9 protein-coding genes and 1 pseudogene are annotated in these 12,396 nt (G+C 46.1%); 4 read left to right on the plus strand and 6 right to left on the minus strand.

The genetic code is table 11. The features are described 5' to 3' along the window. The 3 genes from BMY16_RS04620 to BMY16_RS04630 are packed head-to-tail and all read left to right on the plus strand — an operon-like array spanning window position 1 to window position 4,561. Window positions 1-1,464 (plus strand): DUF1846 domain-containing protein, encoded by a 1,464-nt coding sequence (locus BMY16_RS04620; protein WP_091840425.1) that lies wholly within the window; start codon window positions 1-3, stop codon window positions 1,462-1,464. A 12-nt stretch (window positions 1,465-1,476) separates the two neighbouring features. Beyond that, a complete protein-coding gene (locus BMY16_RS04625) occupies window positions 1,477-2,820 on the plus strand; it encodes an MFS transporter (protein ID WP_091840426.1) in 1,344 nt (447 codons plus the stop codon). 7 nt (window positions 2,821-2,827) lie between these two features. Then, window positions 2,828-4,561 carry a phosphoethanolamine transferase gene (locus BMY16_RS04630; RefSeq protein WP_091840428.1) on the plus strand — a complete coding sequence of 578 codons (1,734 nt, stop codon included), beginning with the start codon at window positions 2,828-2,830 and terminating at the stop codon, window positions 4,559-4,561. A 6-nt stretch (window positions 4,562-4,567) separates the two neighbouring features. Here BMY16_RS04630 and BMY16_RS04635 read toward each other — a convergent pair whose 3' ends face one another. The 6 genes from BMY16_RS04635 to BMY16_RS15685 are packed head-to-tail and all read right to left on the minus strand — an operon-like array spanning window position 4,568 to window position 11,887. After that, window positions 4,568-5,698, minus strand: coding sequence for an acyltransferase family protein (locus BMY16_RS04635; RefSeq protein ID WP_091840429.1), 1,131 nt, complete (start codon window positions 5,696-5,698; stop codon window positions 4,568-4,570). A 60-nt stretch (window positions 5,699-5,758) separates the two neighbouring features. Then, a complete protein-coding gene (locus BMY16_RS04640) occupies window positions 5,759-6,757 on the minus strand; it encodes an endonuclease/exonuclease/phosphatase family protein (RefSeq protein WP_244512878.1) in 999 nt (332 codons plus the stop codon). Window positions 6,758-6,767: 10 nt separating this feature from the next. After that, window positions 6,768-8,189, minus strand: coding sequence for a Na+/H+ antiporter NhaC family protein (locus BMY16_RS04645; protein ID WP_091840431.1), 1,422 nt, complete (start codon window positions 8,187-8,189; stop codon window positions 6,768-6,770). Further along, a complete protein-coding gene (locus BMY16_RS04650) occupies window positions 8,190-9,710 on the minus strand; it encodes a peptide MFS transporter (RefSeq protein ID WP_091840432.1) in 1,521 nt (506 codons plus the stop codon). Window positions 9,711-9,712: 2 nt separating this feature from the next. Next, on the minus strand, window positions 9,713-10,525 hold the full coding sequence (locus tag BMY16_RS15680; RefSeq protein ID WP_211839323.1) for a porin family protein: 813 nt from the start codon (window positions 10,523-10,525) through the stop codon (window positions 9,713-9,715). A 3-nt stretch (window positions 10,526-10,528) separates the two neighbouring features. Continuing rightward, a complete protein-coding gene (locus BMY16_RS15685; protein ID WP_211839324.1) occupies window positions 10,529-11,887 on the minus strand; it encodes a PBP1 and LysM peptidoglycan-binding domain-containing protein in 1,359 nt (452 codons plus the stop codon). A 216-nt stretch (window positions 11,888-12,103) separates the two neighbouring features. Between BMY16_RS15685 and BMY16_RS04660 the strand changes: the two are divergent. Continuing rightward, window positions 12,104-12,394 (plus strand): annotated as a pseudogene (locus BMY16_RS04660) (gliding motility-associated C-terminal domain-containing protein); the annotation flags it as partial. Window positions 12,395-12,396: the final 2 nt, after the last annotated feature.

The following is a 12,396-nucleotide window of genomic DNA, read 5'->3' on the forward strand; positions in this document are numbered from 1 at the left end:
ATGAAAACAGGTTTCGATAACGAGAAATATCTCAAGATACAGTCTGAGCATATCAAGGAGCGCATTGCTCAGTTTGATGGCAAGCTCTACATGGAGTTGGGGGGAAAGCTGTTTGACGACCACCATGCATCACGTGTTCTGCCTGGTTTCAAGCCCGACTCTAAGCTCCGCATGCTAGGCCAGTTGCGCGACAGCATTGAGATTGTGATTGTAGTCAATGCGGATGACATCGAGAAGAACAAGGTTCGTGCCGACCTCGGCATCACCTACGATGAGGATGTGCTGCGTCTGCGCGATGAGTTTATGAGTCGCAGCTTCATGGTGGGCAGCGTTGTGATTACCCACTATAATGGTCAGCATGCTGCCGATCAGTTCCGCCATCGTTTGGAGCGCGAGGGCATCAAGTCGTATGTCCACTACCCCATCGACGGCTATCCCCACAACGTGGAGCTGATTGCCAGCGACGAGGGCTTTGGCAAGAACGACTATGTAGAGACTTCACGCCCGCTGGTTATCGTTACGGCTCCTGGTCCAGGTAGTGGCAAGATGGCTACTTGTCTTTCTCAGCTTTACAATGAGAACAAGCGCGGCATCCATGCTGGTTACGCCAAGTTCGAGACTTTCCCCGTTTGGAACCTGCCTCTGAAACACCCTGTGAACATCGCCTACGAGGCAGCTACTGCCGACTTGAACGATGTGAACATGATTGACCCCTTCCATCTGGAGGCCTATAACAAGACGGCTGTCAACTATAATCGCGACATCGAGATTTTCCCAGTTCTGAATGCACTCTTCGAAGGTATCTATGGTGAGAATCCTTATAAGTCACCCACAGATATGGGTGTTAACATGATTGGTTTCTGCATCAGCGACGATGAGGTTTGCTGCAAGGCTTCGAAGGATGAGATTATCCGTCGTTTCTATGACGCCACCAATAAGATGGCTGATGGCGCTGACAATGAGAGCGAGGTGAACAAGATTCGTATGCTCTTCAATCAGGCCAAAATCACCACAGCCTTCCGCCCTGTAACCACAGCTGCATACGAGAAAAAACTGGAAACAGGACAACAGGCAGCAGCCATTGAGTTGGAAGATGGAACCATCATCACAGCCAAATCTACGCCACTTCTGGGTTGTAGTGCAGCCCTTCTGCTCAACGCCACCAAGCATCTGGCAGAGATCGACCATGAGTCGAAACTGATTCCTCAGAGCCTCATCGAGCCTGTTCAGAAGACAAAGATTGAATACTTGGGAGGTAAGAATCCACGTCTGCATACCGACGAGGTGCTCGTAGCCTTGAGCGTGCTCTCTACCCACGATGAAAATTGCCGCAAGGCCTTGGCACAATTACCGAAACTGCGTGGTTGTCAGGTACATACCACTGTCATGTTGAGTGAGGTAGACCGTAAGATCTTCAAGAAACTGGGTTGTGGCCTGACCTGTGATCCTGTAAAGAAGAAATAAACGAAACAGCTGGTGGCAGAGACGATTATCAAAAGACTGAACGATTCGCCTATCGCGAGATGGACGGTGCTATTTATCGTAGCAACGGCTATGATGATGGGCTACTTCGTGAACGATGTCATGTCGCCACTGGAGACACTGCTTGAGTTGCCCATAAAACAAGGTGGACTTGGCTGGAGTCCGTCAGACTATGGGTTCTTCTCCGGAGCAGGGAGCTTTATCAATGTGTTCCTGCTGATGCTCTTCTTCTCGGGACTGATTCTCGACAAGATGGGCATCCGCTTTACGGGAACCCTGGCCTGTAGTCTGATGGTGGTGGGCACATTGGTCAAGTACTATGCTGTGACAACTGATTTCGGAGGGGCTGACTTTACGTTTTTCAGTACGCATCTGCCAGCCTCAGCAGCCTGGGCATCACTTGGCTTTGCTGTGTTTGGCGTAGGTTACGAGATGACAGGTATCTCTGTTTCGAAGGCGATGGTACGATGGTTTACGGGGCATGAACTGGCACTCGCCATGGGACTTCAGTTAGCGATGGCCCGTCTTGGCACAGCTGCAGCCCTGAGTATCTCTGCCCCCATAGCACGCCACTTTGTGTTGTCAACACCTCTGCTCGTGGCTTTGGCATTCCTCATCATCGGATTGTTGGCTTTCCTGGTGTTCTGCGTCATGGATCGCAGACTGGATGCCTCAGGTTACTCCTGTGAGGCAGACAAATCAGAGGAGTTCCGTCTGGCAGACATTGGCATCACCCTACGCAATCCGGGCTTCTGGCTGATTACACTTTTCTGTGTGCTCTTCTATTCTGCTGTATCGCCATTCCTGAAATTCTCTACCAAGCTGATGGTGATGAAATATGGTGTGGATACGGATATCGCAGGCTTCTTCTCCAGCATTGCACCCTTTGGCACCATCCTGATGACACCACTCTTCGGACTCATCTACGACAAATACGGGAAAGGGGTGACGCTCGTCATCATTGGCGCCCTGATGCTCACTGCTGTTCATTTCGGATTCTCACTGCCTATCCACAGCAGCACGGTTGCCATCGCCCTGATGGTGATTCTCTCGATTGGCTACTCTCTGGCTCCTGCTGCCCTGTGGCCCTGCGTACCCAAGATCATTCCCCTGAAATGTCTGGGTACAGCCTACTCGATGATCTTCTTCATACAGAACTTCGGGCGTGCCATCATCCCCATGTGTGTGGGCAAGGCCAACGAGACAGACCCCACCTACACCACCTCGATGCTCATCTTCGGCTTTACAGCCCTCGGTGCCGCCCTCACCGCCATCGCCATGCTCATCGTAGACCGCAAGAAATCCTACGGCCTTCAATTGCCTAATATCAGAAAATAGTACAGAAATGAAACGTCTTTTAAAACCATTCATACATAATATTCCTCTTTTTATCATATCCACATTATTATTAGGGATTTTAGATATTGCATACCATCAATACCTGTTTCATGAGAATACGGCCTCTGCAATGGTAAAGGCATATGGTGAGATTGTTTTCATGGCATCTATCTTCTGCATCCTTTCATGGGTGCTTCGAAAAATATATTTCAAGATATTGATATACATTTTCCTATTCATTATATACATCATTAACTCTTATCTCTATTATGCATATAGCACCGATATTACTCCTAATATAGTCTTGATTCTTGCAGAAACAAATAACAAAGAGATCTCTGGTTTCTTTGAGACTTATCTTACTACCCCCGCATCCTATAAAACCATCTTTGTCGTTGTTGTTTTCCTAGTCGCGACAATTATTGGCGAATATTACAACAGTTATATCTCAAAAAAGATGGAGAGCAAGTATCTCAGAATTGTTCTCTCACTGACACTTCTCTTTGGAGTCATATTTGGTTCGAGTGCAATAGGCAGATACAATACTCTTTTTGCGAATGATAATCCATACTATTCTGAGCGATGGATTATAAATAATTTGTTCTATAAAAGAATGCCTATTGGTAACCTTTGTTATTCCATCAATGCTATTTATCTTTCTGGAAAACAAATACATGCTATGGTCGAGACGACAGAAAGGAATCTAAACCATGTGGCATCAATTAACAATGACTCATTAGACATCGTTTTAATCATCGGAGAATCATATAACAAATACCACTCTGGCCTATACAACTATCTCCCTAACACAACCCCCTTACAATGTAGAGAGAGAGACAAAGGCAACCTATATGCATTTACCAATGTGAAAGCTCCGCACAACATGACAAGTATTGTCCTGAAGAATGTTCTATGTTGTAATAATGTTCATGAAAGCGAGCAATGGTATAACTCACCTTTCTTCCCTGCACTTTTTAAAAAAGCCGGTTACAACGTGTATCTTTGGGATAATCAATATCAGCAAGATCATAACTATCCTTGGAGTTTCACACTCAACTCGGTAATGTATAATGATCGAATCATGCAAATGGCATATACTGAAGTCAATGAGAAAGGATATGCGTATGACGATGGCCTGATTTCTGATTTTGAGAATAAAAAATTGTCAAAGCTTGGCAAGAAGAATCTTATTGTCTTTCATTTGTGGGGTCAGCATTTACCTGCAAACACTCAATTCCCCAATGACAGCAAGCATAAAGTGTTTTCTATCAAAGACGTTAGAAGCAAAGCTAGCTATTTAAATAATGAAAGCCGTCAAGCTATTGCAGACTATGACAACGCTACACTATATAATGATGAAGTGGTTTTCCATGTCATGAATCTATTCCGAAACAAGAATGCTATTCTTGTGTACTTTCCAGACCATGGAGAAGAAATTTATGATTATAAGAACTCATGTGGTAGGTTTGTTTTTGGGAAAGCAGACATCACTCCTCAACAATTAAAATATCAATTCGAAATACCATTTGTCGTATGGTGTTCTGACCAATGGAAACAAAAGCACAATGATGAATGGCAAAATATCGGACAGTGCCTAGAGAGAGAATTTACCACTGACAACGTGTGCCATTTGCTATTCAGACTAGCAGGGATTAAAACTCAAGAATACAAGCCTTCCCGTGATTTATTCAGCCCAGAGTTTATTCCACAGACAAAGAAATATAGTATCTTTACGCTTTAATCTTTTTTATAAACGCAAATATATTTTCTTCTTATACATAAAGTAGAGTACTAAATATATAATAAAAACATTTGATCCTGCAATTATTACCTGATAGTACTCCCCTACATAAGGCTCAATGGGATGAAATAAAGCATTACTGATTATCGTAAGTCGCTTTGTAACATTTGGTATTTCAGTCAGCACATATGCTGTAATGCTATTCATACCATATACCATAAATAAAACCAAGAACTTCTTGTGACCACAACAATCTATCCAATAATAAAAAAGCCACATTAATAACATACAGTAGCCACTACTCACTAAAGTGAAAGAACTGGTCCATATGTGTTTGTTGACAGGATGGACCATGTTCAATATCCATCCAACAACAGACCACGCAATACCCATCCCGAACATCAACCAAAGCTTTCTTCGATTTGACATTGTTGATCTCAATATCTCACCAGCAAAAAGCCCAGATAAAATTGTAACAACAAAATTCAAACTACTTAAAATCCAAGTATAAGTATATGAAGGAAGAAATACAACTTTACCATCTATCACACGCGCACAATCACGAAATCTACCAAGAACGACACGATCTACATATTCTGAAAGATTTCTCTGAGGAGTATAGTCACCTCCACCATATCCATTTATAGTCACAAACTCCATTATGCCCCAATATGCCAAGAGCAATATAACAGCTACGCATATTTGAGACTTAACACTCACATTCAAATATAATAATGAGGAAATGAAATAACCTACCGCAATAGCCTGAAGGACATTAGTATAAATAAAAATCAAATTGGGGTCAAAACCAAGCAGATTTCCTTGAATCATCATTCCTATAATCCATAAAAGGATTACTCGCCTGATTAGTCTCAAATATATATGATACGTGGCAGATTTTTCACGATATTTCCCTAGAGAATATGGAATAGTTACACCCGACATAAACATAAACAAAGGCATCACAATATCCCAAAAAGAGAAGCCATTCCAGTCTGAGTGCAAGAAAAAAGGTATTAAGTAGGAAAACAGTTCATTATTTGCATATTCTATACTTGATACGACTGGGTACAGTACAACAAGAAAGAATATATCCAATCCTCTTAGCACATCAAGGGATACAAGTCTTTTTTGCATATTCTCATATATTATTATGCAAATATACAAACTAAAAATAATATAAACAAAAAAAAGTAGCTAATTTAATAAAAATTGGACAACGAGAGGCAGGTGATCACTATAACCAGGCTGATAGCGCATGCCGTTATAGGTGCGGCGGGGTTTGAAACCTCCATAGATACGTTCGTCTTCTAATAAAAACTTAGGAGAATGGATACGCGCTGTTTCCACCTTATTATATATATGAGGACTACCGAGAATGTGATCAATGTTCTCCCACTCGCCTTTATAGCGGTAGGTGCCCTTAACGTCGTTGGCTCCATGTGCATCCTTAGTGAGATTATATAGACCATGCTGACAAATCTGTTGGAGTACAGGACCGTCAGGACCATCATTGAAGTCACCAGCTATCAGGAGTTTCGCCTCAGGTGAAATGGCATAAATGGAGTCTATTGACTGACAGAGCCGCTCTGCTGCAGTTTGACGGAACGGTCGACTATAGCGTTCGCCACCAAACCGACTTGGCAAATGAGCCACAAAAACGTGGAGCGTATCTCCCGAACTCGTCTCGCCACAGACATAAAGCAAATCTCTGGTGGGACGCATGCCCTCAATGGGAGTAACTCGGATAGGATAACTACGGATGGGGGCAAACGAGAATGACGAATACAGCAGTGCCACATCAATACCACGAAAATCGGGCGAAGAAGTCATCAAGTATTCATAGCCAGCATTACGTAATAGCGAGCGCTTTGTCAGATCATGTAGTGCACTATCGTTTTCCACCTCACAAAGGGCAATCAAATCAGGGATGCCATCTTCCGAACAAGAAAGAATTTCCTGAGCAATGTTGTTCAGTTTTCGCCAATAACGTTTCTTCGTCCAATGGCGGGTTGCTTCTGGAAGATACTCCGTATCATCCTTGCCCTCGTCGTGACGATAGTCAAAAAGATTCTCGCAGTTCAATTCAACGAAAGTCAGCGACTGCGCCCTTACAGGGTTAAAGGATGAATAATAAATGATGAATGATAAACATACAAAGCTTTTTATAAATACATCCCAATTATGCTTTATCATTTTTCATTCATCATTTATCATTCTGGGTGACAACCCGCTTGATTTTCCAGCCGATGGACGCCACCACAATACTCGTAAGAGGCGACAGATAGTTAAAGAAGCAATAAGGCAGATAAGTCAGTGTAGCCACACCTAGCACCGTACTTTGCGTCAGTCCACAAGTATTCCAAGGTACCAACACGGAAGTCACTGTAGCACCATCCTCACAGCTACGACTAAGCAGACGGGGTTCGTAACCCTTCTCACGATAAGTATCCTTAAACATCGAACTGGACAGCATAATCGACAGATATTGATCAGCCGTGGCAATATTACAAAAAATGGCCGTACCGACCGTAGAGGCCACCAACGACGCAGCACCCCTTACCCCCTTGAGAACAATCCGCATCACATCCCGCAACTGTCCTGTAGCTGTCAGAGCGCCACCGAATGTCTGGGCACAGATAATCAGCCAGATGGTGGGCATCATTCCCGCCATGCCACTGGTATGCACAAGTTCATTCAACATGGGCACACCTGTCTCAATGTTCGTCGAGCCATAGCAGACCTGCATTATTCCCTTATACGATGCCAGGAATCCCACACCCTCCGATCCGGAAATGGTGTGGACAAGTGAAGACTGTACCAGCAACCCAACGACTGCTGCCAAAAAGATGGCCAAGAACAGTACCACCATCGATGGCCAACGGCGGGCAATCATGATACCCGTCAACACAGGTACTATCAGCAGCCAGGGGGAAATCACGAACGTCTGTTGCAAACCGTCCATAAACTCTGCCACATTACCATGTCCCTGCACATCCATCGTAAAGCCTGCAATCAGGAAAATAAGAAGTGAGATGCAGAAGGTTGGTACCGTGGTAAAAAGCATATAGCGGATATGTGTAAACAGCGGTGTACCTGAAACACTCGACGCCAGCACGGTGGTGTCAGAGAGTGGCGATAGCTTGTCACCAAAATAGGCCCCAGTAATGATGGAACCCGCAATCCACCCATCTTCGAAACCATGAGCCTTGCCAATACCCATCAGAGCCAAACCAATTGTAGCCACTGTAGTCCATGATGAACCAATCATCAGACTAACCAATGCACAAAGCAGGCTGCTGCTGACGAAAAACACCTCCGGACGGATAATCTGCATACCATAATAAATCATGGTAGGCACAATGCCCGACACCATCCACGTGCCACCAATGGCTCCAATCAGCAGCAGGATGATGATTGCCGGTGTACAGCTGGCAATCTTGTTGGTGAGCTCCTTTTCAAGATTCTCCCATTCCAGCCGTTTCGAGAAATGACCAATCAGCACACTGACGGCTGATGCAGCCAATAGCGAGACCTGTGAGGCACCATCCAATGTTGCGCTACCAAATACGGTAACGCAACATGTGATAAGTACGATCAGTACTAGGAATGGGATAAACGATATCATCTAGCAAACCTTCTCGAGTCGTTTCATCATAGCAAACATAAAGATGGCAGCCACCACGCAAACAGCAATAAACACACCCCATACAATGGTCAGAGGGATGTCACCCCAGAGATAGCCGCCAACACCTACCAGCTTATTACCAATAGCCGTAGACACAAACCAGCCACCCATCATCAGACCCTTCAATTTCGGAGGAGCCACCTTCGATACAAACGAGATACCCATGGGGCTCAGAAGCAACTCACCAAATGTCAGAATCAGATAGGTACCAATCAGCCAGTAAGGCGAAACAAACGAAGCGGCGTCACCAGCCTCCTTCTGCTCATTTGGCGTTAACAATCCCTGAGAGGCCAGCATCATCACGATAAAGGCCGATGCAGCCACCAGCATGCCATAGGCAATCTTACGTGGTGGCGTGGGTTCTTTGCCTTTAGATGCCAACGAAGCGAATATCGCCATTGAAACTGGTGTGAGAGCTACCACATAGAAGGGATTGAACTGCTGGAAGATAGGTGCAGAGATGGCCACCTCGCCAGTAGCCTGTGTATACTTATAGTACAGCACACCAAGTGCCACTACGATGATGGCGGCAGAGATGCCCTTGCCCTTTGAAGTCTTGCTCTGGAAAAGTGAGAAACCAGCATAGACGATAAAGATGATCATTACCAAGTTTATCACATCGAACGGCATGGTATCAGCACCCGTAGCCGACTTAGCCGTAAACTCGTCTGCGAAGTAAGTCAGCGACAATCCGTTCTGGTGGAAAGCCATCCAGAAGAAGATTACCACGGCAAACACCAGACACAGGGCTACCACGCGTTGGGTCGTCTCCTCCTTGCTCAGTTCTGGCTCCGTGCTGGCAGCCTGAGCCTTGTCGGCCTTACCCTTGCCACCCTCTACATGACGGAAGGTGCCGCGGAAGATATAGTAGATGGCGATAGACAGAATAAGCGAAGCACAGGCGATGGCAAAGGCGAAGTGATAACTATCGTTCACGCTTGTGCCGAGGTTCTGCTGCGACCACTCCATGATACGTACAGCTGCCGTCGGTGCAAACAGCGCACCAATATTGATGGCCATATAGAACAAAGAGAAGCCCGCATCACGCTTGTTAGCATACTTCGGGTCATTGTAAAGGTCGCCCACCATCACCTGGAGGTTACCTTTGAAAAGTCCCGTTCCGAAGCCGATGAGCACCAGAGCCACCAACATCACAATCAGGGCAAAGGTGTCGCCACCGAGGGGTACGGAGAGTAACAGGTAACCCGCAAACATTATCAGGATACCGATGGTCACCATACGGCCGAAACCGAAACGGTCAGCCAGCCAACCACCTACGATGGGGAGGAAATACACGAGCATGAGGAAATCACTGTAGATCTCTCCTGCCCAACCAGCATCGAGTCCGTAGTTTGCACGGAGAAACAATGCAAAGACTGCGAGCATCGTATAATAGCCGAATCGCTCGCCCGTGTTGGCCAATGCCAACGCAAATAAACCTTTAGGTTGTCCTTCAAACATGATTATTTAATTTTAGAATTTTTGGTCCTGATAATATCAAAGAGGTACGTACATTTAATAACGATGTTGCCAAAGTTAGATCGGCCAAAGTAGTCACGCTTCGTCGAGCCGTAGATATTCCCCAACCCATAATAATAGCGCGCCTCCACCATGAAATGGCCGAAGTGGCGGTTGCTGTATTCCAAGCCTGCACCCACAGCAATGCCATAGTCAAACTTATTCTCTACAGCCATCGAGTCCTGTGCAACCACCTGACTAGCTCGTTTATCACCATACAGATAGTCTGGACTGTAATAGCCCTTGTCATCTACTTTCGGATTAAAGGCAGGGTCGTGTACATCGAAATTACTCTCCGTCTTCTCACTAAGGAACATACCGAACTGCGGTCCCAGGTGGATAAACGCCTGAAACCCATTGCGCTCACGCCCCCAGCCCATCCTTGCCAGCAAGGGCACCTGCACATACGTCATCTTCCTCGTATAACTGAGGTTCTGCGAAGGATCAGTATGCAGCGGAACGGGCTTGTCGTTCATGTCCAGGATATTCTCTTTCCAACCTATCTGCGCATAGTTAAACTCTGCCACCACGGCACAGATGCTGTTGAAGTACTTCTCACAGGTATATCTGGCCGATAGTCCGCCAGTCACACCGCCCAGCATCGACTGGGGTACCTTCGGAACAAACGAGATATTGCTCAACACGTAGCCCCCGTTCACGCCCAAGGCAAAGTCTGTGCGATATTCACCCACCTGAGCATTCGCAGCGAACAGTGAACAGAAAACAGAGAATAGTGTTACTAATAGAACTCTACGCATGCACTAAAACTTAATCGTTTCTACCTTGTGGTCGGGCTTATAATGCACTAATTCCAACATTCTGTTTCTCAGTCCACCATTGCCATAACGATCAAACTTCAGTGGCGTCTGCACTGGCTCATAGCCCAGCATGCCTGCAGCTCCATTGAAGGTCTTACCGTATTTGTGCAGACCACGCAGGAAGAAATAAGCCTGGTCGAAACCTGTAATGGCCAGTCTTGGCAAACGGTTTTGCATGTCACTGTGGAAATTCCAGCGATACTTCTGCTCAATGCGCTGGGTTGCCAGTGACAGCGGGTTGTAGTTGAACGTCGATGGGATATACGTGTTATACTTATAGAAATTCTCCAGATGCGCTTTTGTGTACATCAGCCACTCCGCATAGCCGTACATCGTAATATTCAGCTCCGGACTCACCACCTTCAGACCGTTCAACTTTGAGAAGGCTACACCCAACTCCTGCGAACGGGCCGTATTCAGGATTACCACATTCGACTTCGTCCGACTGAAAGCCTTCGAGAAGTTCTCCTCACCCGACTTCAGACTCGTTACCGAATACTCCAGTCCCCGCTGCTCCAGCTGTCGGCGCACAGCAGCCGTAAACGAGCCCTTCTTGCTTGTCGAGTCGTTGCAGTCCACGATTACCGTATGGAAATTCCTGAACTGATCAACAAACAGGTTCACTGAAGCGTCGTTGATCTCCTGTGGCGACTGCCACACCTGAAAGATATTCCTATTAGTGGTCAGCTGCGGTGCATTGATTGAGAAGGGAATCACCAGCTGTATGTCGTGCTTTTCCACAAATTTCGAGAGAGCTTCCATTTGCTTAGAGTAAAGAGGACCGATAATCAGGTCGCACTTAGCCGCATGCTCATCGAGCAATGTCTGACGGATATCCCAGTCCTCTGGCGTATTCCAAGCATGTACGTCTACCGAGATGCCCAGTTTCTTCACACTGTCGCAAGCCATCAGCACACCACGGTAATATTCCACCATGCGCCGCCCGTCACCATTAATGTCGTGCAATGGTAACATCACTCCCAGTCTGATTTCACGATTGCGCACATCATCGGAAGAGGCGGTCACTGGTGCCGGAGTCTCTTGTGGTTTCACCGCATGGCTCTCATAGGGAATCTTCAGTATCATACCCTTCTTCAGCTCATAGCCTGGCTCCTTCATCTCCGGATTGGCATCCAGCAATTGCTCGATGGTGATGCCATAGGTTCTGGAGATGCCGAACACGGTCTCCTTCTTCTTCACCTTGTGCAGACCACGGATGGATTCAGACTCCTGAGCCGTCACCAAACCCGCCGTCAGACAAAGTACTGCAAGCAGCAGAAAATATCTCAAATAGCGTCTCATAATCTCTATTATTATGGTTTTCGCCTACAAAAGTACAAAATAATTGTGAATAACGCACTCAAATTAGGAAATATTTCGTATCTTTGCACGATAATGCATTAAAAAATGAGCAAACAACGACTAATTATTGCCCTTTTTACAGTCCTAATGCCACTCATCGCCTTCAGTCAGGAAGTCGATGAAGAATATGGCAACATCGGCGGAGAGGCCAGCCAGCTGACCTTCCCCAACGCCTTCTCGCCCAACGGTGACGGAAACAACGACCTCTATCAGGCCAAGACTTGTCAGAACATCGTCGAGTTCCGTGCCACCATTATCAACCGCTGGGGGCATAAGCTCTACGAGTGGAGCGACCCCGCTGGGGGCTGGGACGGCACGTCGGGAGGCCGCAATGTGGCCGACGGTGTCTACTTCGTCATCGTCAAGGCCAAAGGTGCTGACGGCAAGGATTACAATATCCGTAAAGATGTGAATCTGCTTCGCGGACATTCCAATCAGAACCGCTAAAT

It is taken from the genome of Prevotella sp. ne3005 (assembly GCF_900110085.1).
Taxonomy (GTDB): domain Bacteria; phylum Bacteroidota; class Bacteroidia; order Bacteroidales; family Bacteroidaceae; genus Prevotella.